Raw genomic sequence first — 25,614 nt, 5'->3', positions numbered from 1 at the left:
CACCGAGCTGCCCACCCACGACATTGCCCAGTACGCCGCCGACGCCGCCGCCCAGCGCGGCGGTGCCATCTCCGGCGGCCGAGGCGCCTTGGGAGATCAGGATGCCCAATGCCAGGGCTGGTAGAGTCATTTTCATTTTTCTTGTACCTCAAGGGCTGTCTCAGGCGCTCACGGGGTAAAGCACGCCTGTGTTGAGATTAGAGCACAAGCGCGAGCCCCGCCGTTCCTGCGATAGCGATATCAGCCAAGAAAAATTTTTTTCCGCCCCCCCTTGAAATCCTTTTGAGCGTCCATAAATTTTTGATCACGCGATGCCGAATGCGGGTCGCGTACTAAATCACTTGGAGAAACTCAGGAGATTTTAAAATGGCTACTACCCTTTCGTTGGCCCCACTGTTCCGTCAATCGGTGGGCTTTGATCGCTTCAATGACCTGTTCGAGTCGGCGCTGCGCAGCGAGGCTCCGAATTCCTATCCACCTCACAACGTGGAAAAGCACGGTGATGACGCCTACCGGATTGTCATCGCAGTGGCTGGCCTGACCGAGGAGGATCTGGATATCCAGGTCGAACGAGGTGTATTGACGGTTTCCGGCGGCAAACGCGAAACCGACGAGAAGGTCGCTTACCTGCACCAGGGCATCGCCCAGCGTGCTTTCCGGTTGTCGTTCCGCCTGGCGGACCACATCGAAGTGCGTGGCGCGGCCTTGAACAACGGGCTGCTGAGCATCGACCTGCTGCGCGAGGTGCCTGAAGAGGCTAAACCGAAGCGCATTATGATCGGTGGCGAGGCCAAGCCCGAGCTGCGTCAGGTCAGTTTGCAGTAAGGCAATCGGCGGTAAAAAAGGCGCTCTTCGGAGCGCCTTTTTTGTATGCGCGCAGAGTCGCAACCACACGGTCGCGGCCCGCGCGACCATTCATTTTGAACTGCCCGCGCCGCAGAGTGCCGAATCTCTACAACCTGGAGGAATCAGCCATGACCGAAGAAAAGCCCAAGGAACCCGAAGAGCAAACACCGGCGCACTCCACCGAAGAGGAGCGTGAGCGACTGAAGGATTTCAACAAGGACGGTATCCCGCCGGGCGCGTGCTGAAGGGCACTCTCACGTTCTGTCTGAACAGCCCACTTAGCCCTGTGCGCAACCGCGCTAGTGAAATAGAGGTGATTTATGGTCGATGACAATAACGGTCCCGCAGCGCCCTATCCCGGACCGGAAAAACAAGTGCCCGACCTGGGCGAAAGTCACGCGTCAGGCCTGGAGCAAGCTGAATCCGAGCCCAAGCAGGGCACAGGCGAGAAGCCGGAAGATTGGAACCCCCCGCCGGGCAATCCCGGATCGGATCAGGACGCCCAGACCGACCGTAACAATGGCGGTGCGAAGTAGTTCGTCCCACAGCATGAACTGACAAAACCCGGCCAAGCGCCGGGTTTTTCTTTTGCAGGCAGGAAGAATGTCTGCTCCCTGAGTAGGAAATGGTGTTCATGAAGAATTATTTAGGTTGCGCCCGCAGGTGATTCCTACTCGATATTCCCCTCGGCTCAGCCGGTTTTCGTGCCTGCAGATTAATGTCAAGTAATCAGCACGTTAGAAAATATGCAGGCAGTTAACCGGACTTCAGTGCCGTTATTTTTATTAGCTTCCTATCTTTATTTTCAAGTTGGCTATTCCAAAAAGGTCTTTTGTGGAGAAATCCAAGCCATGTTTTATTGCGGGCGGATGTAACAATTTGTTTCAGTTTTCTGCCGTTTTTCGGTACCGGCTAGGGGGCTTTCTGTCGGCGAACAGGTAATTTCCGTTCGTTGCGACGCTGTGGGTTAAGCCTGGGACATTGATGATTTTGCGTGTGTCTGTCCGGCACACTGCAAACAAGGGATTTGACAATTATCGAGGCTTGAACCCATGAATCATGTGATCAATTCCATACTGGAAAATGCATCAACTCGCCCCTCAATCGGCCATACCAACCCCGCGCTACTGCATGACGTTCTATGGCGAGCATTGGAGCACGCACTCAAGGCCAACACGGATGATGCTTCCCAAGCCCCGCACACTCGCGCCTGCCTGAGAATCTATGCTGAAATCGATACGCTGTCGTATCTGGACAAGGGTGATTCGAAATTGGCCGCTGCCCTGGGCAAGGCGTTCTTTGAATCCCGTTCCAGCAAGGACGTCGAGGCGTTCTGGAAGTTGTTGCTGATCAAGCAACTGCTGTTCGAATTGTCGGTCAGGAGCGTGGCGACCCAGATTGCGTCCCAGGCCAGCCTGCCTCGTCAGTTGCTCACGCTTGACCCGCAGTTGATTACAGCGCCTGCGGGAGTAAATATCAGCCTGGGAGTGCTGTGCAAAGAGACTGACCAGCTCAAGCATTCCGTTGTGCTGGTCTTGCAGAAACTGGCCCAGCACGTCGAAGACCGTGGCCTCAAAAAGCCTCAAGTCACTGCGCAGCTCTTGCTGGAGCTGTACAACGCCGTGTGGTCGGGCAGTAATGGCACGGATATCGAATCACAGATTTTTTACGCCGACAGTGTGTATGACGCGTTGCCCGACGTGCATCACGCCCTGGGCCTGGCGCCGCAGGAAAAATGGCTGACCTTGTTCACCTGGTTATACGGCGACAAGGATGGCCGTCCTTATGACACCAACCAGCACACCGAAACCCTGGTGCTGGCGCTGGAAACGGCGCTGCGCAATCGCTACATCGCCGATATCGACAGCCTGATCAAGGACGGCGGCGCACGGCACCGCCTTGAAGAGATTCGTGCCCGTGTGGGCCGGGATCATCCCGAGCATTTCGAGCGTCCCGCCGAACTGATAGATGCACTGAGCAGCATTCGTTTTACCCAGCCGGCCGCCATCGACCGTCTGCTGCTGCGGGTGCATGCGTTTGGCTTTCACTATCTGGATATCGAGTTTCGTGAAAACGCCGAGATGTTCAGCAGCGTGGTCGATGAGATTCTGTCCAGCCAGTGGCTGGAAACCATTGGCCTGGGCCAGGGCCGGCACTATCACGAACTGGATGAGCGTGCGCGTCAGGCCGCACTTGAGGTCGCGCTGGAAGGCGGATCGGCCCAGACGCCCGCTGGCCTGTGGCAGGAGTATCTGCAACGCACCACGCCGCTTTACACCCGCAAAGTCGAGCAATACGCCGGCCAGGATTACATTGCGCTGATGGAGCAGGACCCAAGCTATATCCGCATGCACGATGCGCGCAACGCGGTGGAACGGTTTGAAATGATCGACCATTATCGCGACCGCATGAAAATCCACGGAATCGCCGAGTACACCTCGGCCCTCAGCGCGCTGGAGGTGCTGTTTCTGATGAAAGCGGCCCAGGTGCGGGATGGGATCGACATCGCCCTGCAACCCGAAGACCTGGCAGGTGCCGAGCGCACGCTGGCCACCGTGCATGAGGTGTACGAAAACCCGGTGTACCGCCAGCACCTGGCAACGCGCGGCAACCGCCAATACATCACGTTTGGCCCCAGCGACACGGGCAAGCAGGGCGGCAAGGCCATGCACAAACTGAACATGGCGATTGCCAACCAGCACAAGCTGATCGCGGCCCGTTATGGCATCGAGGTGGTCGTCCACGTCATCATGGGCGGGGAACACGCACGGTGTAATGGGGTGATCGCCGAGACCTTGCAGGAGTTCGGCGCGCTGGAGGGCCCGGAAACCCGCTTCATGCTGGCCGGCTGCGCGGAGATGCGCGCGCATCTGCTGACCCGCAACCAGTCCGTCAACTTTCTCAGCCAGTTGTACCGTATGCACGCCGAGCCCCAGCCGAAGCTGTCCGAGGAGGTCATTGCCGGCAGGATTCAACGTTGGGGGGACGTAGTGCGCCGCTACCAGGCGACGTTCTTCGAGCATCCTGCGCTGCCTTCCCTGCTGCGCGACCTGGCGCGATTCGATGTGGTCAGGGCCACCGCCAAAGGCACCCGGCCGCCTTCTCGTATCTTCAACATCAAGGTATTCGAGTCGCGCCCCGATGCCATTCGTGCGATTCCCTGGACCCGCGCCTTGCTGGCCGGTGGGTTGCACAGCGAACTGATCGGCGTCGGGCAGTTCGCGCCAGCGCCGGCAACGCAGCTGTCGAAGGCTTTTAACGAGGATGAGAGCTTTCATACCTATGTCAAAGGGATGGCCTACGCCATTGCGCGAACCGACCTCAAATGCGCCTGGCTGACCCTGACCGGCAGCATTCCGGAGAAGGCCCACATCCTGGCGCTGGCGCAGGCCTTGAAGACTGAAGCTGTCGGCACGGCCGAACAGTTGCTGGCCAGCCTGCACCTGGAAGTGATTGAAGGTAAGCGCTTCGTGTTCAAGGCCACCACCGGCATCGAGCCGGCGGACCCATGGAAAATCAAGGAAAACAGCTTGCTCAACCTGTGGCCCAGTCTCAAGGCCGAGGTCTACCGCAAGGAAAAGAACCTGCGAATCTATCGGTTGTTCCTGATCTACGCCAAAAGCAATCCCGCGTTCATCCAGTCTTCATCGCTGAATGATTTCTACAGCGGGTTCCTCGCGGCCGTGAGTACCGACGCGGGCCTGGTCGATCCTGCAAGTGCCCACCACTTCACCTGGTGATTAACCCGATGGTTAACCCCGATGCCTGGGGCAACCCGGGTATCGGCAGGCGCTACCCTCCAAGAGGATCAACGGTATGGCATTGACCACCCTGATACTGGATGCCCCCGGGCCGCCGTTACTGTTTGAGGAAGTCGATCGATTTCTCGAACTGGGCCTGGGCGTCACCCTCAACCTGCACTATTTCGCGGACAAAGAGCGCATTCGGCAGCACTACGGCACGCGCATTGACTATGCCGAGATCAACTGCCATGACGAGCCTGGATTTATCGCCGCCGTGAGTCAGGCCGGGGGTTACAGCGTGTTCAAGACGCGCCTGAACATCCCCCTGGGCGCCGGCCTGATCCGAGCCGCCACCTCGTCGGCGCTGGCCACGCCACTGCGCGCCATTGCCCAGGCTGGCACAGGGGTCAATCATATTGATCGGCTGGCGTGCGAGCAGTGCGGCGTGGTGATCCTTAATACGCCGGGCTCCAACGCGGCCGCTGTTGCCGAGTACGTCCTGGCCCAGGCGCTGTTTCTGTCGCGCGACCTGGATGACTACAACGCCGAAACGCACAACGGCCATTGGGCAAAAGGCACCTTGGCACCTGCCTCCGAATACGCCGAACTGACGCTTGGGCTGGTGGGCACCGGCAGCATTGCCCGGCAGGTGGCGCGCAAGGCTGCGGCGCTGGGCATCAAGGTGATCGCCACCGGGTCCGAACGTTTTACCGAACCGGTAGCGCACAGCCTCGGACTTGAACGACGCGCAGGTCTTGAACAGTTACTGGCCGAGGCGGACATCGTCTCGATCCACGTACCGCTCACCCCCCAGACCCGAGGCTTGTTCGGCACTGCCGAGTTCCGGCAGATGCGCCAGGGCTCAATCCTTATCAATACCGCGCGCGGCGGGATCGTCGACGAGCAGCAATTGGCCGCCTTCATGCGCCAGTTTCCCAGGCACGTCAAAGCCGTGGCCATCGATACCTTTGCCCTGGAAAAAGACCGTTTCGCCTCGCCATTGACCGATATTCCCAATGCGCAATTGACGCCGCACATCGCCGGCAATACCAGCACGGCAATCCGGACGGCGTCACGCCAGATCGTCGACAAAATCCACGCATTCAGTGCCGCCGCCACCGCGCGTTAACCCACAGGACACAAGGAAGGCCCCATCATGCAAACCTCTATTTTTACCCGTCTTGACGCCCTGAGCTGCACCGACCTCAGCGATGCGATGGACCGCCTCAATATCGTTTGCCAATGCACCGACATCATGCCCCTGGACCGCACGTTCAAGCTCACGGGCAAAGCCTGGACCCTGCGCTACGGCCCTATTGGCCAGGACGGCGGCTCGGTGGGTGATTACATCGATGACCTCGAAGCCGGCCAGGTGGTGGTGATCGACAACCAGGGGCGGCAGGACACCACCGTGTGGGGGGATTTGCTGACCTCGACCGCCTCGCGCCAACACTTGGCCGGCACGGTGATTGACGGCATCTGCCGCGACGTTGACCGTGCGCTGGAACTCGGCTACCCGATCTTTTCCCGAGGTAACTGGATGCGCACCGGCAAGGACCGCGTGCGTGTCGAAGCGATCCAGGCACCCGTGACGCTGGGCGGCGTACGGGTACAACCGGATGACTGGTTGCGCGGTGATGGTGATGGCCTGGTGGTGATTCCATCCGGTTCACTGAGCCAGGTGCTGGCGGTGGCCGAAGAAATCCACCAGGCCGAAGAGCATATTCGTGCGGCGATCGAGGCGGGCGTGCCGTTACGCCAGGCGCGTGCCGATTACGGCTACCACGCCTTGCAGACGCCGCGCCGCTGACAGCCCAACGACAGAAGCCGCAGTGGACGCGGCTTTCGTCTTGGGTACAACTGCCGGCCTCATCGCAGACGCGTGCCCGGGATGTATCCGCTCACAGCATGCGGCGCAGTACGTCGTTGCGAGGGTCGCGGTCGAACAAGCGGTGTTTGAGCGCGCCCGCGATATGCAGCACGATCAGGACCAGCAAGGTATAGGCCAGGACTTTGTGCAGCCATTGGAATACCACAAACCAGTTGTCATTCTTCGGCAGCAGCTCCGGCAGGTTCACGCCGAAAAAGAACACGCCGTCGCTCATGGTGAAGGTGCTCGACATCGAGTACCCCATCAGCGGTACGGCCACGATCAGTACGTACATGGAGCGTTGTACGAACCGTGAGAGGAATCGCTCATGCGCCGCCAGGGTGAGCGGTGGCTGCGGAAGGGCCGGGGTGCGAACACGCAGGGCGATCTGTACCAGCACCAGCAGAAACGCCAGCACGCCGAACGATTTGTGCCACGGGTAGTAGAGGGTGAATTTACTCACGACTTCATCATCAAGCCCGGTCATGTGCCAGCCGGCCCAGAGCAGCCCGGCTATGACGACGGCACGCACCCAGTGCAGGATGCGCAGGGACACGGGATACCGATCGATTGCCGTTTGTGTTTGGTTGTTCATCGCAGTCTCTTTATTGATCATCAAGGCGTCGAAACGCACGGCTGAATCCCACCCTCTGCGACCAGGGCCGAGAGGGTGGCAGGTGCAGTGACTGTTCTAGGCAGGCAGCAGCACGGTGATCACTTTCTCCTCGGTGTAGGCCAGCGCGCCGCTGATTCCGCCTTCGCGGCCAATACCGCTGGCCTTGACGCCGCCCCACGGCAGGTTGGCGTCCAGCGGGCTCCAGCAGTTGACGCCGATGGCGCCGGCCTTTACCGCTGCAGCCACGCGGTGCGCGCGCGCAAGGTCGGTGGTCCACACCGTGGCGGCCAGGCCGTAGGCGGAGTCGTTAGCCAGTGCCACGGCTTCTTCTTCGCTGTCGAAGGTGATCACCGTGCCGACAGGGCCGAAGATCTCGTCCTGGGCGATCGCCATGTCATTGCGGGCATTGGCGAAAATCGTCGGACGCACGAACCAGCCCTGGTCCGGGGTGGATACGCCGCCGGCCAGCAGCGAGGCGCCTTGGTCGATACCCAGCTGGATGTAACGGTTGACGCGATCAAATTGCGCTTTCTTGGCCACCGGCCCCATCTGGATGTCAGGCTGGCGAGGGTCGCCGACCTTGATCGAGCGAGCGGCCTCGGCCAGGGCGGCCGCGAAGCGCTCGGCGAGGCTGCGCTGGACCAGGATGCGCGAGCCGGCGGCACAGATCTGCCCCTGGTTGACGAACAAACCCAGTGTGCAGCCGAACAATGCATCGTCGAAGGGCGCATCGTCGAACACAATCTGCGGGCTCTTGCCGCCCAGTTCCAAGGCCACGCGCTTGAACAGCACACCCGCAGTGCGCTGGATCTCACGCCCGGCCTCGGGGCTGCCGGTGAAACTGATCTTGGCCACATCCGGGTGTTCGCACAGGGCCCGACCGACCTGCGCACCGTAACCGGTCACCACGTTGATCACGCCGTCGGGAAATCCCGCTTCCTGCGCCAGCGCCGCCAGGTGCAGGGCCGATTGCGGGGTTTCTTCCGAGGGTTTGATCACCACGGTACAGCCTGCCGCCAGCAATGCGGCGAGCTTCCACACGGTGATCATCAGCGGTGAGTTCCACGGCACAATCGCGCCCACCACGCCTACCGGCTCGCGGACGGTGTACGAGAGGGTCTTGCGACCGAAGTAGCCGCCGGTGGGAATGGTGCGCCCTTCAAGCTGATTGGCCCAGCCGGCGGCCGCGCGCAGGTTGGCGATGGCGTTGGGCAGGTCCATCCGGCGCGGTTCGAGCGGTGAGCGGCCGATGGCGTCGGCGTCCATGTCGGCCAGTGATTCGCTGTCGCGCTCCACCAGGTCGGCGAGTTTGGATAGCAGCCGACCGCGCTGGGCGCCGTCAAGCTGGCTCCAGGCGCCACCTTCCAGTTGGGCGCGCGCCGCTGCCACGGCACGGTCGACATCGTCGGCGGTGCCGCTTGCGCAACTGCCGTATACCTGTTCGGTCACGGGGTTGATGAGGGGGATGCGCGCTCCGTCGCTGGCGTCGCAGGGCGCGCCCTGGATAAAGTGTTTCAGGTGCTCGGTCATGTGGGTGTCCATGCGTGATGGGAGGGGTTGGAGATGACGCACTCAGGCCTTGAGGGAGGCCAGGGCATCGCCGAAAATGTCCAACGCCTTGAAGAACAGCTCGCGCGTGATCGTCAGCGAAGGCATCACACGCATCACGTTGCTGTAACGCCCGCAGGGAATCATCAGTACGCCGTGGTTCATCAGGTAGCCCATGAGCTGGCCGATCTTGGCGCCTTCGAGCGGCGTCTTGGTGGCGGCGTCTTCAACCAGCTCGATACCGATCATCAGGCCGCGACCGCGAACTTCGCCGACGAACGGGCTGTTGAACCCGCGGATACGTTCCTGCGCTTCCAGGCCCAGGGTGTGGGCGCGATCGAGCAGGCCGAGTTCCGGGTCCTGCAGGATGCTGATATTGGTCAACGCCACGGCCGCAGACAGCGAGTTGGCGGCGAAGGTATTGGGCATCGAACCGTCGGGAATCTGTGCGGCGAGGTCCGCTCGCATGATCAGCCCGGCCATCGGCAGGTCGCTGCCAATACCCTTGCCGAAGGTGAGCATGTCGGGTTTGACGCCGGAGTGCTCGACCGCCCACATCTTGCCGGTGCGGCCCGCACCGGACTGGACTTCGTCAACGATCAGCAACGCGCCGGCGCGGTCGCAGGCCTTGCGCAACAGTTGCAGGAATTCGGGGGAGGGCGGCACGTAGCCGCCTTCGCCCTGCACCGGCTCCACAATCACGGCGGCCACGTCATCGGCGGCGGTGTAAGGGCTGTTCAGCAGGTAATCCACGTAGTCGCCGGCAATCTGCTCGGCACTTTTTTGCGTGGTGTCGAAGGGAAAACGGTAGGCATAGGGGTAGGGTGCGTGAATCACGCCGCCCATCATCGGGCCGTAGCCCTTGCGGTAGGCCGTGCCGGTGGTCAGCGCGCCCGAGGCGTTCCACACGCCGTGATAGCCGCCGTGGAAGGCGAGGATCTGGTGGCGCCCGGTGATGCGTTTGGCAAACTTGATGGCCGCTTCCAGCGCATCGCTGCCGCTTTGCGTGAAGAACGTGATGCAGTCGCCGCGCAAGCCATCGGGCGCGATCTCGGACATCTTGGCGGCCAGTTCGGTGCGGCGGGTGCTGTTGATTTCCAGGGCATGCATCAGCACTTCGGACTGTTCGCGGATGGCTTTTACCACCAGCGGATGACAGCGGCCGACGCTGCTGACGCCCACGCCTGCGGAAAGGTCGATGTAGGTGTTGCCGTCGGGGTCCTTGAAGGTCGCGCCGAACGCGCGGTCCATGGCAATAGGCATGCGACCGCCGCCGCGCGCCATCGATTCGGTACTCGCCGACAACGCCAGCGCTTCGCGGGTCAGCGGGCCGGGCAGGGTGCTGGAAATAATGTGCGGGGCATCCGCGAAATGCAGGGATTCTAGTTTGGACTCAATCATGACGCACTCTCTGGAATGTCGGTTTCAGTATGTGGATCATTCTCATAGAGAGTGCCTGTCCGTTAGCCCGAATCGGCAAATGATGAATCGGTCCATCGGCAGGCTCCGCCAAAGGCCCTATTTGAGAAGAAACTTCGCGGTAATTGATCTATGTGCGAATATTGCAAGGTAGCTTGAAATAAAAACAAAAATTGGCAGAGGCTTTTCGCACATTATGAAAAATCATCATATAAGCCATTTTCGCGATATCCACGTCCATGCGGCCAATGTCCAGGAGTGGAGCCAGGATTACAGCCAGTTGACGGCCGGTCCGGCCGAGAGTTCGTTGATGCAGCTGACCACTGCGCGTTGCCACGTGTTTCGCGAGCAGATCAACCAGCGGGTGGTGCAGCGCGGTGTGGCACCGCGAGACAAGATGTGCTTTGCCGTGCCGATCAGCGTGCCGGGTTCGACGCGCATGCAGGGTCGCGAAGTCGATGACAGCAGCCTGTTCTTTCTGCAGGGGGGCGAGGAGTTCATGTTCCATATGCCGATGGGCATGGAACTGCTGTCCGTGACCTTCGAGCGCGAGTGGTTCGAGCAGGTACTGGAGCAAACGGCGTCGGCCAGTGAGATCAGTCGGTTGCTGCGCCAACCGGTGATCCGGGTGTCTGCGCAACGCTTCGCCCAGGCTCGGCTTGGATTGCTCGCCGTGCTCTCCCTGGCGGAGGTCGGCGAGGAACTCGACAGCGCGGGCGAGCAGGGGCTGGAGCGGGCGTTGCTCGGTGAGTTGTTGCAATTGCTCACCGACCCGGCCTGCGACAAGCTCCAACGCAGCCCCAGTTCCACGCGCAGCTTCATTGTCGAGAAATGCCACCGACTGGCGACCGCCGAAAGAATCGACGTGCCCAGCGTCAACGAGTTGTGCCAACGCCTGCAGGTGAGTCGGCGCACCGTGCAGAACAGCTTCCGCTCGGTAGCCGAGACCACGCCGCTGAACTACTTGCGCTCTGTCCGGCTCAATGGCGTGCGTCGGACCCTGATGTGTACCCTCGCGTCCCGCCTCTCCATCGGTGATGCCGCCGCCCAGTGGGGCTTCTACCACCTCAGTCATTTTGCCGAGGAGTACCAGGCACTGTTCGCAGAGTTACCGTCCCATACCGTCCGCGCCGCCATCCCCGTCTGCGCGCGCGCGTGATGGCCTGCACGGCGGCGCAACGGCACGCCACGGGTTAAGCGCGGAACTGATCCATCAGTTTCATTTGCTGATTGGCCCGTTCGTTGAGCTGGCTGCTGATCTGCGCCGACTCGCCCGCCTGCTCGGTCAATGTCTCGGTGACACCGCGAATGGTCGAGACATTGCGATTAACCTCCTCGGCCACCGCGCTCTGCTCTTCTGCCGCGCTTGCGATCTGCAGGTTCATGTCATTGATCACCGTCACCGCTTCGCTGATTTTACCGAGCGCCTCCACCGCCTGATGGATCTGGCTGGCGTTGCTCTGGGCCTGAGTCTGGCTTGAATGCATGGTTGCCACCACGCCACGTGTGCTGGCCTGGATGCGCTCGATCACCAGGCGAATTTCCTCTACCGAGTCCTGGGTACGCTTGGCGAGGTTGCGTACTTCGTCGGCAACCACTGCGAAACCTCGGCCGCTTTCCCCGGCCCGCGCGGCCTCGATCGCGGCGTTGAGGGCGAGCAGGTTGGTCTGCTCGGCGATGCTGCGGATCACTTCCAGTACCGAGCCGATCTGTTCGCTGTTGACCGCCAGGGCTTCGACTTCCGTCACGGCCTTGCTGACTTCGCTGGCCAGCGCGTTGATGTCACGGGTGCTGCGCTCGATGATCGTGATGCCTTCCCTGGACGCCTGGTCTGCGCCCCGGGCCGCCATCGCTGCGTTTGACGCGCTGTTGGCGACTTCGTGGGCCGTGGCGCTCATTTCGTTGGACGCGGTTGCCAGTTGATCGATCTCGCGAAATTGCACCTGCATCCCTTCGCTGGTCTGGCGCGCGATGTACGACGACTGGTCGGCGGTGCCGCGCGCAGCGGTGATGCTCTGCTTGAGTTGCGCAATGGTGGGTTGCAGTTTGTCGAGAAACTGGTTGAACCCGTTCACCAGTTCGCCCAGTTCATCTTTTTTGCGGTAATCCAGCCGCTGGGTCAGGTCGCCATCGCCGCTGGCGATCGCCTTGAGCATCCGAGCGACGCTGTTGATCGGGCGTGTCACACCGGAGGCGGTGAACCAGATGAGCAGCAAGCCCAACAGCCCTGCACCGACGGCGACCACCAGCGACTCCAGGGTGTCCCGGGTTTGCGTCTGGTCAAGCAAGGTCTGCAGCTTCATCGAGTCCGCCAGCAAGACATCCTTGGGCAGGTCGATGGCCACTCCCCACGCCGGTGCTTCGGCGATGGGCGCAACCGGGTAGACAGCACGAATCAGCGCATCACCGGCCAGCACCACCGGTTTTTGTTGCGTCAATGCCGCAAGCACGGCCTTGCCCTCATCCTTCAACGGAACGTCGATGTTTTTGCCGACCTGGCTCGCATCCGCGCTGTAGGCGGCAAGTACGCCACTGTCGGAAACAATCAGCATGCGCCCTGAACCGTTGAACAGGGTGCGCTGGGCATCGCTCGCGGCAGCTTGCAGGGCGCCGAGCGCGAGGTCGACCCCAAGGGTGCCGATCACCTTGCCATCGGCGATCAGGGGCATCGACAGCGTGGTCATCAGTTGAACCTGCCCGGCCTGGGTGTCGGCATAGGGCGCCATCAGGCAAGTGCGTCGCGTGTCTCGCGGGCAGGTGTACCAACTGTTGTAGGGCGTGCCGCTGATGCTCAACTCGGTCTTCTGCAAATCGCTTTCGGGAACCAGAATATTCATCGCTTGACCCGCGCCGCGATTCCAGGCGCTGGCAAAACGTCCGTTCTCGTTGGCGGCGCGTGCGGCGTCGTTGACGAACTCACTGTCTTTGCCATCCAGCGCATCAGGTTCGTACACCAGCCAAAGCCCGAGAATCTCGGGATTGCGTTCGAACGTGGTCTTGAGCGCCAGGTTAAGTTCTTCACGCAATGTCGCAGCCGCCAACCCCCGCTGGGCGGCCATGGTGCGCAAGCCGGCCGCCTGGTCGGAAAAAGCGGTGATGATCTGCCGGCTGCGGGCGAATTCGCCCTGCAGGTTCTTCGCCTGTTCCGCCGCCCTGGCCAGCAGCAGGGTCTTGCCGCTGTCAGTCAGCATCGTACTGCTCGAGGTGCTAATCAACTGGTTGTTCTGGTTGCCCTGGTAGAGATTCATGCCGACGATCAGACCGATCACGCCAAGCAGGCACAAACCCGACAAGAGGACGAATTTCAAACGGATGGAAAGGGCGTCGAGCATTGGGCTATCTCACTGGTAAACCGCGTGTTGATCGATCATCGGTTGGTGTGGCACCACCGACTTTTTTTATTGGATGTGTTACTGCATCGGCTGATGTCACTGATTCATGACACCCGGTTGCGTGGCCTGACCAGCAGCGCTGCCATCAACAGCAATGCCGCACAGGTGGCCAGTACGGCGACGAAACCCGCGTCGAACGCCGAACGGGCCGACCCGATCAGCATCGCCGCGTCCTCCGGCGCCAGCGTCGCGGCGACCACCAGCGCATCGTCGAGGCTCTCGAAGATCATGGGGTTCAGGGCCAGCCATGGCGCAATCGTCTGGCTCGCCGAGTAGGCGTAGATGGCCGATAACAGGCTGCCCGCCAACGTCACGCCTGCGGCGCCGCCCAGTTCAAAGGAGACTTCCTCAAGGGAGGCGGCCATGCCGGCTTTGTCGGCGGGCACGCTGAGCATGATCGTGCTGGACGCTGCGGTCAGTGCGGCGCCCATCGTAAGGCCCAGCAGCGCGAGGCTGACGATCTGCACTGGCACTGCGGCGTTGTGCGCCAGCAAGTAGGTCAGCATTGCGGCAGCCGAAAGCAGCAGCGTCCAGAACAGCATGCGCTGCTCTCCCAGGCGCGGCAGGTAATGCCCGGCTAGCGGCCCGGCGACGAACGAACCCAGCGGCAGCGGCAGGATGAACAGCGCCGCCTCCAGCGGCGACAGGTCCAGCACCAGTTGCAGGCGTTGGCTGAAGACCAGTTCCATGCCGATCAAGGCGGCGGCTGATACCACTGCCGAAATCACCGCATTTCTGAAGCCAGACGTGGAGAACAGCGACAGATCCAGCATCGGCTGATCGGCCCGCCGTTGACGTCGAATGAAAAGCGCCAGAAATAGCGTGCCCAGGACCAGTGCTATCAGCATGGCCTCGAAGGAGGGTTGCCGTTTACCCAGCTCCTTGACCGCATAAGCTACGCTGATCAAACCGATCATGACCTGCAGCGAACCCAGCCAGTCCCAGCGTGTCTGGCTATTTCCCGGATGATCGGGAATGGCTATCGCCCCCAGCAGCAAGGCCAACAGCACAATTGGCACATTGATCAGGAATACCGAACCCCACCAGAAATGCTCCAGCAACAATCCACCTACGACCGGTCCGAATGCGGCGCCCCCTGAAGCCACTGATGCCCATAGTCCGAACGCCATCGCCTGTTCGCGTCGGTCGGTAAACGTCAACCTTACCAGGGCCAATGTGGCGGGCATCATCATCGCCGCGCCCACCGCCAGGAACCCACGGGCAACGATCAAGACGCTGGCCGATGGCGAGAACGCAGCGATCAGCGAGAACAGGCCGAAAACGCTCAGGCCGCCGATAAACAGCCGTTTGTGCCCGAGACGGTCGCCGAGGGTGCCCATGCCCAACAGCAGGCCGGCGGCGATCAACGCGTAGATATTGATGATCCAGAGCTTTTGCGACGCCGTGGCGCTGAGCTCCCGCGTGAGTGTGGGCAGCGCGGTGTACAGCACCGTCATGTCAATGACGATAAGCAGCAGCGCGCTTGAAATGATGGCAAGTATCAGCCAGCGACGTTTGGAGTCGGTAAAGGGCATGGCTGGCGTCCGTAAAAGAGGGCTGGACCTAGCATGCCTGAATGCACAAGGGCGCCGTTATCCCAAATCGGCCGTGACTTTCGGGGCATTGCCGGTCGGGTGTGACGCCGGCGATGTTACCGATTTGGGATAGCGGGGTGTTCGTGGGCGGGCATAGGATCGAATACAGCGTGCAATCCCAAAAACAAAAGCGCTATCTGGTACCGATGGCGCCTTGATCGGTCCTATACCACAGCGACTGCCTCATACAATAAGGTTAATAAGATGAGTGTATCTATCCCGGTCAACAGCTCCACGGAGCTCAAGCGTGGCGCCTTGGGTGTCGGCTTTATCATCTTCTTCGTGATTTCGGCGGCGAGCCCGCTCAGCGTTATCGCCGGAGGTTTCCCGATTGGCATCATGTTGGGCAACGGTGCCGGCACCCCGGCGTTGTTATTGCTGGCCCTGGCGGTGCTGCTGGCGTTTTCGGTCGGTTACACCACCATGGCCAAGCATGTCACCAACGCAGGTGGTTTTTACGCCTTTACCTCGCGCGGCCTGGGCGGCCTGGCCGGAGGGGCGGCGGGCGTGCTGGCGATGTTTGCCTACAACATCCTGCAGGTCGGCCTCTATGGCATGTTCGGCGGCGTGGTCAGCGGCACCATGGAAAGCGTATACGGCGTGGTGTTGCCCTGGTGGTCCTACTCGCTGATGGCGATGGTCAGCATCGCGATCCTGGGCTATCGCAAGATCGATCTGTCCGCCCGCGTCTTGTCGGTGGTCGTGATTGCCGAATACCTGGCGATCCTGACCCTGGATATTGCGATTCTCAAGACTGGCGGCGACAGCGGTGTCAATCTCGACTCGTTCACCCGCCAGCATGTGTTCAGCGGTACCCCGTCGATCGGCCTGCTGTTCTGCTTCGCGGCCTTTATCGGCTTCGAGGCCACGACGATTTACGGCGAAGAAGCGAAAAATCCGCACCGCACCATTCCGATTGCCACCTACAGCTCGGTGCTGCTGATCGGCGGCTTTTACGCGCTGTCGGTCTGGTCGATGGTGGTGGGCGTAGGTACGGATAAAATCGTGCCGATGCTGCAAGCCCTGCAGGACCCAACCACCTTTATCTACGGCATGTCGGACCACTTTGTCGGCCCGTACCTGACGCAGATTATCCGGGTGCTGTTCATGGTCAGCATCTACGCCGGGCTGCTGGCATTCCATAACGCCGCGGCGCGCTATTTCTACGCGATCGGGCGCGACGGTCTGCTGCACAGTCTGTTGGGCACCACCCACCGTGTGCACCAAAGCCCGCATATGGGCTCGGCGCTGCAAAGCCTGATCGCCGCCGTGGTGGTGCTGATCTTCGCCGCCATGGATGCCGATCCAATCCTGCAACTGTTCGCCTGGTTCTCCAACCTCGCCACCTTGTGCGTGATTTTGCTCATGGCGATGACTTCGGTCTCGGTGTGTGTGTATTTCCACCGGCACCCGGAACTCAATGTCGGCCTCTGGCGCGGGCGTATCCTGCCGATTTTCTCCAGCCTGGCCTTGCTGATGGTGCTGATACTGGCGGTGGTGCATTTCGATGTGCTCACCGGCGCCAGCCAGCTTTTGTCCTACGCACTGTGCGCGGTCATTCCAGCGGCGCTGCTGGGCGGCATTTTTCTCGCCGCGCGACTGCGCAAGGTCTCGCCGCAGCGCTTCCTGGCGCTGGGCAGCCACAAACTCTAAGGCATCAAGCGATACCGCCCCACTGCACACTGTTCGCTTGCCGTTGTCCGGCAAGGCTCGCCAGCGTTAAAGGAAGATGACACATGCACCACTACAAGATGCTTATCAATGGGATTCAGGTTGCCGGTGAAAACGGGCAGTTTGATGTGATCAATCCGGCTACCGGCGCCGCATTCGCCCAATGCCCGGCCGGCTCGCTGGCTCAATTGGACGACGCGGTGGCCGCCGCTCAAGTGGCCTTCAAGGCGTGGCGTCACGTTTCCCATGCTCAACGCTGCGAGCGGCTGTTGGCGATTGCCGAGAGTATCGAGCAGGGCGCCGATGAGTTGGCCCGGTTGATCGTGCAGGAACAAGGCAAACCGTTGGAACTGGCGTTTTCCGAAGTCATGGGCGCCGCCGCGTGGACCCGCTATGCGGCCGGGCAGCAGATTGAAGTGGAGCTGGTGGAAGAAACCCCGACCCAGCGCATTGAGCTGCACCGCAAACCCCTGGGTGTGGTGGCGTCCATCACGCCATGGAACTGGCCGTTCATGATTGCCGTTTGGCACATCATGCCGGCGCTGCGGGCCGGCAACTGCGTGGTCAGCAAGCCGTCGAGCCTGACGCCGCTGAGTACCCTGCGCCTGGTGGAAATCATTGCGAAGCATGTACCCAACGGTGTGATCAACTGCGTGACCGGCGAGCAGGGTTTCGGCAGTGCGATCACTTCGCACCCCGGCATTCAGAAGATTGTCTTCACCGGTTCCACCGCCACCGGCCAGAGCGTGATGCGCGGCGCTGCGACCAATCTCAAGCGCCTGACCCTTGAACTGGGCGGCAACGACGCTGCGATTGTATTGCCCGGCACATCGGTGGAAGAGGTCGCCGAGGAAATTTTCCAGGCAGCCTTCCTCAACATGGGCCAGACGTGCGCAGCGCTCAAGCGTTTGTACATTCACGAATCCCAATACGAGGCCTTCGCCGACGCGCTGACGCTGATTGCCCAGCGCCAGGTGGTGGGTGATGGCCTGGAGCCCGGCGTCAACTTCGGGCCGGTGCAGAACCTTGAGCAATTGCAGTTGGTTGAAGCCCTGGTCGCCGATGCACGGGATCAGGGGGCGCGGGTCCTGTGTGGCGGCGCCCGTCTGGACCGTCCGGGGTTCTTTTACCCACCGACATTGGTTGCGGATGTGACCGATGGCCAGCGTCTGGTGGACGAGGAGCAATTCGGCCCGGTGTTGCCGCTGATCGCTTACAGCGACGTCGAGGACGTGCTGCGCCGCGCCAACGCCGGTGACATGGGCCTGGGTGGCTCGGTATGGGGCCCGGATGTCGAGCAGGCGCAAGCGTTGGCCAGCCGCCTGGAAAGTGGCGTGGCCTGGGTCAACTGTCACGCCCGGATCCAACCGAATACGCCATTCGGCGGCAGCAAGATGTCTGGCTTCGGTGTCGAGTTCGGCCTCGAAGGGCTGTTGGAGTTCACCGGCCAGCAATTGCTGTTCGTCAATAAGCGCGCGGGCGAGTAACCCTCGGCCAACAGGGGCGCGGCGTCGCTGCACCCCTGTTGCCGCTATCTGAGACAGCCTTTAACGACGCGCTTCAAGGAGCTTCGATCATGCGCTACCCATCCACTTTATTCTTCGGCGGTACGCTGGCATGCAGCTTGACGCTCTGCGCCATCAGCCAGGCCCAGGCCTATGAGCTGTACAGCGATGACAGCCGCCATCTCAACGCAGACATGACTGCCGTATTCGGTATGTTCAACAGTCGCAAGAACTACAACGGCACGTCGGGCGGCTCAACCTGGCGTGAAGGCTTTATCAAATACGGCCTGAGCGGCGACCAGTCCCTGGCAGGCAACGGCACCGCCTACGGTGCGTTCGCCCTGCTCAGCTCCGCCACCTGGGGCGACGGCGACGCGGCCGGCAATACCCTGGGCACCGAACGCACCACCAAAATCGAAGACGCTTACCTCGGGTGGCGCTCCGGCGACCTGTTCCCGGCACTGGGCCAGGACGGCGTGGATATTTCCGGCGGGCGCCAGGTGGTCAAGCTCGGCAGGGGCTTCCTGGTCAACGATGACGGGCCGAACCTGGGCAAGGGCCCGGCCGATGGCGCGCTGAACCGGGGCGGTGCCTACTATCTGGCGGCGCGGCATGCGTTCGATCAGACCGCGTTCCTGCGCCTGGGTGGCAAGGACGGCCTGCATGGCAGTCTGTTGTGGCTCAAGTCCGACAACCGCGCCCAGGCCGAAACCGAAGTGGCCGCCGGTACCCTCGATTACACCACCAAGCCCGGCACCCTGGGGTTGACCTGGGTGCATGGCATCGATGTAAACGATCGCTGGGCCAGTGATTTTCAGCGCCAGCGCAAGGGTATGAATATCTACAGCGTGCGTGGCGAAGGCGACGCGGGCCTGCCCAATGTCAGCCTGGCTTTCGAATACGCCTGGCAGGACAAGGACAGCGGGCCGGAAAAAGCCTGGTACGGCGAAGCCGGTTACACCTTTGCCGATGTCGCCTGGGCACCCAAGGTCACCTACCGTTACGCCCGCTACTCACAAAAATGGGATTCGCTGTTCACCGGCCAAAGCACGGGCTACGGCACCTGGCTGCAAGGCGAAGTCGGCGGCAACTATTCCGGACCGTTCAACAGCAACACCCGCATCCATCATGTGGGCCTCAAGGCCACGCCGCTGGAAAACCTGACCCTGGGCGCGTTGTACTTCGACTTCGAGACCGTGCGCAAAAGCAATGCACTGAACCTCGATGCGCGGGAGCTGGACGTGTACGCCGAGTGGGCGGTCAACCCGCACCTGATCATCACGCCCCTGATCGGTCTCTACAAACCGAAACAGGACTCCACCACGGGCGGCAACCAGGCCGTCGGCAACGGCACCAATGTGTACAGCCAAGTGACCGTCGCCGTACCGTTCTGATCCACCCTGGCTGTCGCGTCTTGACCTCAGGACGTGGCGGCGCCCGGCTGATTGCGCATGTTCTCGGCAATCCGCCGGGTGGTGTCCATCACCATCTCGATCACGGTTTCCTGGCGCAGCAGCTTGAAGCTCTGGGTGCTGCCGACAGCGGACAGGCTGCCCACCACCTCGTCAATATCCGGCTGGATGATCGGCGCCGCGATGCCGGTCAGGCCCAGGTTCAGTTCATCGTGGGTCATGCAATAGCCGTCCTTGCGAATCTTCTTCGTGGCCTTGGAAAAGCTTGCCCAGTCGTAGGCACTGTCCGCATCGCCGGCCATGTGTTCTTCGAACAGGCGTTGCAGGCGACGGCCTTTCTGAAAGGCGATCAATACCTTGGATTGCGCGCCACGAAAAAACGGCAGCGGGTGCCCGCGCCCGAAGGAGAAGTGGTAAGTGTCGGTGGGTTCGGCGATGTAGGTGTTGATGATGCGTCCGTCATAGAAAACGCTGGCGAACACCGCAAGGCCGGTCTGCGCCGACAACTCATGCATCAGTTCGCGCCCGGCGAGGAGGATGGGGTCGTACTGGCGCATCATCCAGTCCAGCTCGATCACGCGCGGCCCCAGGCCATAGTTGCCGGCGTCCACGCGCGTCAGCAGCCCGGCGTCGCATAACTCCTTGACGTAGCGGTACGCGGTGGCACGCGACAGGCCCATGCGCTCGGCGATGGTGTCCGGGTCGATCTTCAACGTCTGTGGACCGATCAGATCCAGGACCCTCAACAACTTGTTCAGACTGCTCATTTCGTTCCTAGAGAAGGGGTTGCACGCGGGTATGCACTATAGGCGAAAACGCCCCGGATCCACTGTAGGAGCGAGCTTGCTCGCGAAAAACTCACATGCACCGCGTTCCTTCAGGAGGCACGCGTTATCGCTGACGGTTTTCGCGAGCAAGCTCGCTCCTACAGGTCATCACATTAACTTATCTCGATTTAAATATCGCATAAATCTCAATATAAGAGATTTATGATTAAAAATACTTGTCCTGTATGGTTTTATGTGTGATAAATCTCATCAAAGAAAACGCTCAAGTGAGAGGGCTGACAATGAATGGTGCGCAACTGATAGTGAATGCGGCAGCGGCAAGCGGTATCGAGTACTGCTTCGCCAACCCGGGAACCACCGAGATTCCACTGGTGGCCGCGATGGCCAGTGCACCCGCCCTCAAGCCGGTGTTGTCGTTGTTCGAAGGGGTGTGTACCGGTGCCGCGGACGGTTACGGCCGCATCGCCGGCAAACCGGCAATGACCCTGACGCACCTGGGCCCTGGCTTTGCCAACGGCATCGCCAACCTGCACAACGCACGGCGCGCCAACACGCCCATCGTCAATGTGATTGGCGACCACGCGTCATGGCACGTCAATTACGATCCGCCTTTGGCCAGCGACATCCAGGCCCTGGCCGGTACTGTGTCCAGCTGGGTACGCACCTCGCGCACCGCGTCGGGTGTGGGCGAAGACTTGCAGGAAGCCATGCGCGCCGCCTGGCAAGCCAAGGGCCAGATCGCCAGCTTGATCCTGCCCATGGACCTGCAATCCAATACCGTGACCCACAACGGCCAGTTCAGCCCGCTGCGTGCGCCGGTGCGGCGCTTTGCCGGCGACCGCATCGAAGCCGTGGCCCAGGCCCTGCGCGACGGCCAGCGCCTGGTGTTCATCGTCGGTGACCAGGGCTTGTCGGTGGCCGGCCTGGAAGCGGCGGGGCGCCTGGCGCAGCTGCCCGGCGTGCGTATGTTTGCCGAAACCTTCCCGCGCCTGAGCTACCGGGGGGGTGGCTTGCCCGACCTGGATCGCCTGCCGTACTTCCCGGAAGTGGCCATCGAGATCCTCGAGCAGTACGACAAGGTCGTGTGCGCCGGTGTCGTGGAGCCCATCAGTTATTTCGGCTACGAAGGTATCCCGTCGCGACTGGCTGAGCGTGAGCGTCTGTTGTCGCTGGCCGAAGTGGGCGACGATGTGGCCGGGGCGCTGACCGCGCTGGCCGATGCGCTGGACGCGCCTGCCTACATACCGACGCCGCAGGACATCCAGCTGCCGCCGGGCGAGGCCGCGTTGAGCCCGCAGTCGGTGGGACAAGTGTTGGCCGCCGCGCTGCCGGACGACTGCATTGTCTCGGTCGAGGGCGGCACCTGCGGCTATCCGTTTTTCACCGCCTCTGCCCGTGCCGCGCGGCACCGTGTATTGACCAATACCGGTGGCGCGATCGGCCAGGGCATTCCGGTGGGGTTTGGCGCGGCCCTGGCTGAGCGTGGCAACCGGGTGTTCTGCCTGCAATCGGACGGCAGCGCCCAGTACACCATCCAGACCCTGTGGAGCATTGCCCGCGAGCAGTTGCCGGTGGTGATCCTGATTGCCGCCAACCACCGCTACGCAATCTTGCAGAACGAACTGCGCCGTTTCGGCATGACCGAGCTCGACCCGCAGTCGCTCAAGCTGACCGTGCTCGACACTCCGCGCATCGACTGGAAGGCCCTGGCCAAAGGCTATGGCGTGCCGTCCTGCACCGTACACACCAATGCCGAACTGCAACGGGCGCTGGCCAATGCCGCCGCCGATGCCGGGCCTTGCCTGATCGAAATGGCGCTTTGAAGGAGTCGACCATGAACCAGCTCCCATTATTACCTGCCGTCCAGGCGTTCCTGGACCAGCCCGGTCGCCTGTTCATCGGCGGTACCTGGCAGGACGCCGCCAGCGGTCGCCGCTTTGCGGTGGAAAACCCGGCCACTGAACAGACCCTGACCGAAGTCGCCCAAGGCGATGAGCGCGATGTGAATGCCGCCGTTGCGGCCGCCCGTGCAGCGTTTACCGGCGCCTGGGCCTTCCAGTCACCGGCGCAGCGCGGCCTGTTGCTGTTTCGCCTCGCCGATCTGTTGGACCAGCACCGCGAGGAGCTGGCGCAACTGATCACCCTGGAGAACGGCAAGCCGATCGCCAACGCACGGGGTGAAGCGGCCAGCGCGGCCAACATCATTCGCTACTTCGCCGGCTGGCCCAGCAAGATCGAAGGCAGCACGCTGCCCGTCTCGCCGGCCAGCGGCGCGCCGATGCTCAACTACACGTTGCGTGAACCGGTCGGTGTCTGCGCGTTGATCGTGCCGTGGAACTTCCCGTTGACCATGTGCGTGTGGAAGCTCGGCCCGGCGCTGGCCACCGGTTGCGTGGCGGTGCTCAAGCCCGCCGAGCAGACGCCGTTGGTGGCGATTCGCCTGGTGCAACTGATCGAGGCCGCCGGTTTCCCCGCCGGCGTGGTCAACCTGATCACCGGCCTGGGCGCCGACACCGGCGCACCGCTGGCACAGCACCCGGACGTGGACAAGATCGCCTTTACCGGCTCGACCCAGGTCGGGCGGCTGATCGCCCAGGCGGCCACCGGCAACATGAAAAAGGTTTCGCTGGAGCTGGGCGGCAAGTCACCGAACATCATCCTGCCCGACGCCGACATCGTACGCGCCGCCAAGGGGGCGGCCGACGGGATTTTCTACAACCAGGGCCAGGTGTGTACGGCCGGCTCGCGCCTGTATGTGCACGACAGTGTGCTCGACCAGGTGCTTGAAGAACTGCAGCGCCACGCCGCCGCCTATGTGCTCGGCAATGGCCTGGACCCGGCCAACAGCATGGGCCCGCTGGTATCCGGCCGGCAGTTGAACACGGTCAAGGGCTACCTGCAGCGGGGCCAGGAAGAGGGCGCCCAACTGATCTGCGGCGGTGGCCGTCCTGAGCACCTTGAGCGCGGTCACTTCATTGAACCCAGCGTGTTCCTGGACCGTGCCGAGCGGGCCTGCGTGGCCCGCGAAGAAATCTTCGGCCCGGTGCTGACCGTGATGAGCTGGAGCGAGATCGACGACCTGGTGCTGCGCGCCAACGACTCGCCCTATGGCCTCGCCGCCGGCCTGTGGACCCGTGACCTGCGTTCGGCGCACCGCGTGGCCGCGCAGCTCAAGGCCGGCTCGGTGTGGATCAACTGTTGGAACGTGGTCGATCCGGCGTCGCCGTTCGGCGGTTACAAGCAGTCCGGCTGGGGCCGGGAAATGGGCAAGAACGTGATTGACGCCTACACCGAAACCAAAAGCGTCTTCGTCGATCTGGCCTGAATCGAATAATCACAAGAGGAAATGGCAATGGATCTGGAATTGAAAGGCCGCGTGGCAATCGTCACCGGTGGTGGCATGGGTATCGGCAAGGAAGTCGCACGCTTTCTCTCCGAGGAAGGCTGCAAGGTGGTGATCTGCGCGCGGCGCATGGCGTTCCTGCAACTGGCCGCCGAAGAGATCACGGCACAGACCGGCAATGAAGTGCTGCCGCTGTTCTGTGACACCAATGACATGAAGGCCGTGTCCGAGATGGTCGATGCGGCGTACAAGCATTTCGGCCGTATCGACATCCTGGTCAACGGTGCTGCCGCGCCATCGGGCGTGGTGCGCAATGACATCGAACACGCTGGCGACGATGAGTTGCTGTCGGACCTCAACACCAAGGTGATCGGCTACTTCCGCTGCGCCAAGGCCGTGACCCCGCACATGAAGGCGGCCGGCTTCGGTCGCATCATCAACATCGGCGGGCTCACCGGGCGCAGCAGCAAAGTGCTGTCGGGCATGCGCAACCTGGCGATTGCCCACATGACCAAAACCCTGTCCGACCAGCTCGGCCCGTCGGGCATCACGGTCAACCTGATTCACCCAGGCGTGGTGGATACCCCGCATATCCAGGAGCTGTACGACCGCGAAGCGGTCAAGCAGGGCAAGACCGCGGAACAGGTCGAGCAGGCCTACATCGACGCAACGCCGATTCGCCGCACCCTGGCGCCGATTGAAATGGGCTGGTTGATCGGCTTCCTGGCGTCGCCGAAGGCCGGCGCGGTAACCGGTGAGTCCATCGGCATCGACGGTGGTTTGACGCGCGGCATCTATATCTGAGGAGTATCAGAGATGAGTAACGGAACCCTTTTGGTCGCCACTGTCGGGCAAGCGGTGATTCGCAGCGCCGACGATGGCAAGACCTGGCACCGCCTGGGCCTGGGGCAGGACCTTGAGTTCGATGCAATCACCCGGTCCCTGAGTGTGCATCCCGACACGCCGGAGCGGATCTACGCCGGTACCGACGTGGGCTTGTGTGTCAGCCAGGACACCGGCGGGCATTGGCAGCGCATCGATTCGCCGTTCAACGGGCAGACCGTGTGGAAGGTAGCGGTCGACCCACAGGACGCCCAGCGGATTTTCGTCGGCACCGGCGCGCCGTCGCGTGCCGTGTTGTGGCGCACCCTGGACGGTGGCCTGAGCTGGGATCGCGCTCCGGTGGAGATCCCGGAGTTCTGCGACGGCGTCAGCCGTCCCCGCTTGCTGGCCTTCGCCTATGACCCCACCGACCGCAACCAACTGTGGTTCGGCCTGGAAGAGGGTGGGCTGTTTCACTCCCGTGACGGCGGTGACAGCTGGACCCGCGTCGACGACCGGCTGCTGTGGGACTACAACTCGGACATCCACAACATTGTGGTACTGCCCAATCACGGTGAAAAAGTCATCGTGGTGGTTTGCGTCAATGCGGTTTACCGCAGCCTGGACGAGGGGCTGACCTGGACCGGCATTGTCGGTCGCGAAGCCTTCGGCCTGTATTACCTGCGCGCCATGAACGCGCCGCTGGGCACGGAAAACGAGCTGTACCTGAGTATTTCCGATGGTACGCCGGGCACCACCAGCAAGATCCTGCTATCCCGTGACGCTGCACTCACGTGGACCGTGCTGCCCCTGCCGCAACAACCCAACTCCTGCGTTTGGGCGATTGCCTTCAACCCAGCCAACCCGCGCCAGATCGTGGCGGGCACCAAGTATGGGCATTTGTTCACCTCCGACAATGGTGGCGATAGCTGGCAGAAGCACTGGCGCGAATTCAGCGAGATCGCAGATGTGCTCTGGACGCCTGCCGTGGCGCAGATCAAGGCCGGGCATCAATCCATCGTCAAGAAGAACTGAGGTAATCAG

The 25,614-nt window shown here is 61.9% G+C and carries 19 protein-coding genes and 1 pseudogene; 13 read left to right on the top strand and 7 right to left on the bottom strand.

Translation table 11 applies throughout. The features are described 5' to 3' along the window. Positions 1 to 366: 366 nt before the first annotated feature. The 5 genes from BFP93_RS03770 to BFP93_RS03750 all read left to right on the top strand — a co-directional run bounded on the left by BFP93_RS03770 (position 367) and on the right by BFP93_RS03750 (position 6,399). Positions 367 to 825, top strand: coding sequence for an Hsp20 family protein (locus BFP93_RS03770; RefSeq protein ID WP_057722310.1), 459 nt, complete (start codon positions 367 to 369; stop codon positions 823 to 825). Between the two features lie 341 nt (positions 826 to 1,166). Next, entirely contained in the window at positions 1,167 to 1,382 is a 216-nt protein-coding gene (locus tag BFP93_RS03765; protein ID WP_065891988.1) for a hypothetical protein, read from the top strand. A 516-nt stretch (positions 1,383 to 1,898) separates the two neighbouring features. Further along, positions 1,899 to 4,586, top strand: a complete 2,688-nt coding sequence (locus BFP93_RS03760) for a phosphoenolpyruvate carboxylase (protein WP_065891987.1) — start codon at positions 1,899 to 1,901, stop codon at positions 4,584 to 4,586. Between the two features lie 76 nt (positions 4,587 to 4,662). Further along, positions 4,663 to 5,718 carry an NAD(P)-dependent oxidoreductase gene (locus BFP93_RS03755; RefSeq protein ID WP_065891986.1) on the top strand — a complete coding sequence of 352 codons (1,056 nt, stop codon included), beginning with the start codon at positions 4,663 to 4,665 and terminating at the stop codon, positions 5,716 to 5,718. Positions 5,719 to 5,745: 27 nt separating this feature from the next. After that, entirely contained in the window at positions 5,746 to 6,399 is a 654-nt protein-coding gene (locus BFP93_RS03750; RefSeq protein WP_065891985.1) for an RraA family protein, read from the top strand. Between the two features lie 91 nt (positions 6,400 to 6,490). Here BFP93_RS03750 and BFP93_RS03745 read toward each other — a convergent pair whose 3' ends face one another. The 3 genes from BFP93_RS03745 to BFP93_RS03735 form a co-directional block, all read right to left on the bottom strand. After that, a complete protein-coding gene (locus BFP93_RS03745) occupies positions 6,491 to 7,054 on the bottom strand; it encodes a cytochrome b (RefSeq protein ID WP_065885604.1) in 564 nt (187 codons plus the stop codon). 96 nt (positions 7,055 to 7,150) lie between these two features. Next, a complete protein-coding gene (locus BFP93_RS03740; protein ID WP_065885606.1) occupies positions 7,151 to 8,605 on the bottom strand; it encodes an aldehyde dehydrogenase family protein in 1,455 nt (484 codons plus the stop codon). 42 nt (positions 8,606 to 8,647) lie between these two features. Further along, positions 8,648 to 10,024 carry an aspartate aminotransferase family protein gene (locus BFP93_RS03735; RefSeq protein WP_065891984.1) on the bottom strand — a complete coding sequence of 459 codons (1,377 nt, stop codon included), beginning with the start codon at positions 10,022 to 10,024 and terminating at the stop codon, positions 8,648 to 8,650. Positions 10,025 to 10,238: 214 nt separating this feature from the next. Between BFP93_RS03735 and BFP93_RS03730 the strand changes: the two genes are divergently transcribed. Beyond that, on the top strand, positions 10,239 to 11,201 hold the full coding sequence (locus BFP93_RS03730; RefSeq protein WP_065891983.1) for a helix-turn-helix domain-containing protein: 963 nt from the start codon (positions 10,239 to 10,241) through the stop codon (positions 11,199 to 11,201). Between the two features lie 34 nt (positions 11,202 to 11,235). Here the strand turns inward: BFP93_RS03730 and BFP93_RS29565 are convergent, their stop codons facing one another. The 3 genes and pseudogenes from BFP93_RS29565 to BFP93_RS03720 form a co-directional block, all read right to left on the bottom strand. Continuing rightward, positions 11,236 to 11,991 carry a methyl-accepting chemotaxis protein gene (locus BFP93_RS29565; RefSeq protein WP_370737769.1) on the bottom strand — a complete coding sequence of 252 codons (756 nt, stop codon included), beginning with the start codon at positions 11,989 to 11,991 and terminating at the stop codon, positions 11,236 to 11,238. Between the two features lie 102 nt (positions 11,992 to 12,093). Then, positions 12,094 to 13,101, bottom strand: a pseudogene (locus tag BFP93_RS29560) (HAMP domain-containing protein); the annotation flags it as partial. A 377-nt stretch (positions 13,102 to 13,478) separates the two neighbouring features. Then, positions 13,479 to 14,969: an MFS transporter gene (locus BFP93_RS03720; protein ID WP_065891981.1), complete on the bottom strand. Its 1,491-nt coding sequence runs from the start codon at positions 14,967 to 14,969 to the stop codon at positions 13,479 to 13,481. Positions 14,970 to 15,233: 264 nt separating this feature from the next. Here BFP93_RS03720 and BFP93_RS03715 point away from each other — a divergent pair, with 264 nt between their 5' ends. From BFP93_RS03715 to BFP93_RS03705, 3 genes are all read left to right on the top strand, one after another. Beyond that, positions 15,234 to 16,682 (top strand): APC family permease, encoded by a 1,449-nt coding sequence (locus BFP93_RS03715; RefSeq protein WP_065891980.1) that lies wholly within the window; start codon positions 15,234 to 15,236, stop codon positions 16,680 to 16,682. 83 nt (positions 16,683 to 16,765) lie between these two features. Continuing rightward, the gene (locus tag BFP93_RS03710) at positions 16,766 to 18,187 is read left to right on the top strand and encodes an aldehyde dehydrogenase family protein (protein WP_065891979.1); all 1,422 of its coding nucleotides are present in this window, start codon (positions 16,766 to 16,768) and stop codon (positions 18,185 to 18,187) included. An 89-nt stretch (positions 18,188 to 18,276) separates the two neighbouring features. After that, a complete protein-coding gene (locus tag BFP93_RS03705) occupies positions 18,277 to 19,599 on the top strand; it encodes a hypothetical protein (RefSeq protein WP_065891978.1) in 1,323 nt (440 codons plus the stop codon). Between the two features lie 26 nt (positions 19,600 to 19,625). On the opposite strand, the gene BFP93_RS03700 is transcribed toward BFP93_RS03705, so the two are convergent. Next, on the bottom strand, positions 19,626 to 20,384 hold the full coding sequence (locus BFP93_RS03700; RefSeq protein WP_065891977.1) for an IclR family transcriptional regulator: 759 nt from the start codon (positions 20,382 to 20,384) through the stop codon (positions 19,626 to 19,628). A gap of 302 nt (positions 20,385 to 20,686) precedes the next feature. Here BFP93_RS03700 and BFP93_RS03695 point away from each other — a divergent pair, with 302 nt between their 5' ends. Genes BFP93_RS03695 through BFP93_RS03680 form a run of 4 tightly spaced genes read left to right on the top strand, consistent with a single transcriptional unit; the run spans position 20,687 to position 25,605 of the window. After that, positions 20,687 to 22,228, top strand: a complete 1,542-nt coding sequence (locus BFP93_RS03695; RefSeq protein WP_065885618.1) for an acetolactate synthase large subunit — start codon at positions 20,687 to 20,689, stop codon at positions 22,226 to 22,228. An 11-nt stretch (positions 22,229 to 22,239) separates the two neighbouring features. Then, on the top strand, positions 22,240 to 23,730 hold the full coding sequence (locus BFP93_RS03690; RefSeq protein ID WP_065891976.1) for an aldehyde dehydrogenase family protein: 1,491 nt from the start codon (positions 22,240 to 22,242) through the stop codon (positions 23,728 to 23,730). A 27-nt stretch (positions 23,731 to 23,757) separates the two neighbouring features. Then, the gene (locus BFP93_RS03685; protein ID WP_065885621.1) at positions 23,758 to 24,552 is read left to right on the top strand and encodes an SDR family NAD(P)-dependent oxidoreductase; all 795 of its coding nucleotides are present in this window, start codon (positions 23,758 to 23,760) and stop codon (positions 24,550 to 24,552) included. Positions 24,553 to 24,564: 12 nt separating this feature from the next. Beyond that, complete coding sequence (locus BFP93_RS03680; protein ID WP_065891975.1) at positions 24,565 to 25,605, top strand: WD40/YVTN/BNR-like repeat-containing protein; 1,041 nt, start codon at positions 24,565 to 24,567, stop codon at positions 25,603 to 25,605. The last annotated feature ends 9 nt before the right edge of the window (positions 25,606 to 25,614 follow it).

Source organism: Pseudomonas sp. 44 R 15, assembly GCF_900004965.1.
Taxonomy (GTDB): Bacteria; Pseudomonadota; Gammaproteobacteria; order Pseudomonadales; family Pseudomonadaceae; genus Aquipseudomonas; species Aquipseudomonas orientalis_A.
This window is presented reverse-complemented; position numbering and strand designations above follow the sequence as displayed.

Coding starts and splice junctions, on each gene's coding strand:
- BFP93_RS03770 (WP_057722310.1), top strand. CDS start 367: ATGGCTACTACCCTTTCGTTGGCCCCACTGTTCCGTCAATCGGTGGGC.
- BFP93_RS03765 (WP_065891988.1), top strand. CDS start 1,167: ATGGTCGATGACAATAACGGTCCCGCAGCGCCCTATCCCGGACCGGAA.
- BFP93_RS03760 (WP_065891987.1), top strand. CDS start 1,899: ATGAATCATGTGATCAATTCCATACTGGAAAATGCATCAACTCGCCCC.
- BFP93_RS03755 (WP_065891986.1), top strand. CDS start 4,663: ATGGCATTGACCACCCTGATACTGGATGCCCCCGGGCCGCCGTTACTG.
- BFP93_RS03750 (WP_065891985.1), top strand. CDS start 5,746: ATGCAAACCTCTATTTTTACCCGTCTTGACGCCCTGAGCTGCACCGAC.
- BFP93_RS03745 (WP_065885604.1), bottom strand. CDS start 7,054: ATGAACAACCAAACACAAACGGCAATCGATCGGTATCCCGTGTCCCTG.
- BFP93_RS03740 (WP_065885606.1), bottom strand. CDS start 8,605: ATGACCGAGCACCTGAAACACTTTATCCAGGGCGCGCCCTGCGACGCC.
- BFP93_RS03735 (WP_065891984.1), bottom strand. CDS start 10,024: ATGATTGAGTCCAAACTAGAATCCCTGCATTTCGCGGATGCCCCGCAC.
- BFP93_RS03730 (WP_065891983.1), top strand. CDS start 10,239: ATGAAAAATCATCATATAAGCCATTTTCGCGATATCCACGTCCATGCG.
- BFP93_RS29565 (WP_370737769.1), bottom strand. CDS start 11,991: ATGCAGGTGCAATTTCGCGAGATCGATCAACTGGCAACCGCGTCCAAC.
- BFP93_RS03720 (WP_065891981.1), bottom strand. CDS start 14,969: ATGCCCTTTACCGACTCCAAACGTCGCTGGCTGATACTTGCCATCATT.
- BFP93_RS03715 (WP_065891980.1), top strand. CDS start 15,234: ATGAGTGTATCTATCCCGGTCAACAGCTCCACGGAGCTCAAGCGTGGC.
- BFP93_RS03710 (WP_065891979.1), top strand. CDS start 16,766: ATGCACCACTACAAGATGCTTATCAATGGGATTCAGGTTGCCGGTGAA.
- BFP93_RS03705 (WP_065891978.1), top strand. CDS start 18,277: ATGCGCTACCCATCCACTTTATTCTTCGGCGGTACGCTGGCATGCAGC.
- BFP93_RS03700 (WP_065891977.1), bottom strand. CDS start 20,384: ATGAGCAGTCTGAACAAGTTGTTGAGGGTCCTGGATCTGATCGGTCCA.
- BFP93_RS03695 (WP_065885618.1), top strand. CDS start 20,687: ATGAATGGTGCGCAACTGATAGTGAATGCGGCAGCGGCAAGCGGTATC.
- BFP93_RS03690 (WP_065891976.1), top strand. CDS start 22,240: ATGAACCAGCTCCCATTATTACCTGCCGTCCAGGCGTTCCTGGACCAG.
- BFP93_RS03685 (WP_065885621.1), top strand. CDS start 23,758: ATGGATCTGGAATTGAAAGGCCGCGTGGCAATCGTCACCGGTGGTGGC.
- BFP93_RS03680 (WP_065891975.1), top strand. CDS start 24,565: ATGAGTAACGGAACCCTTTTGGTCGCCACTGTCGGGCAAGCGGTGATT.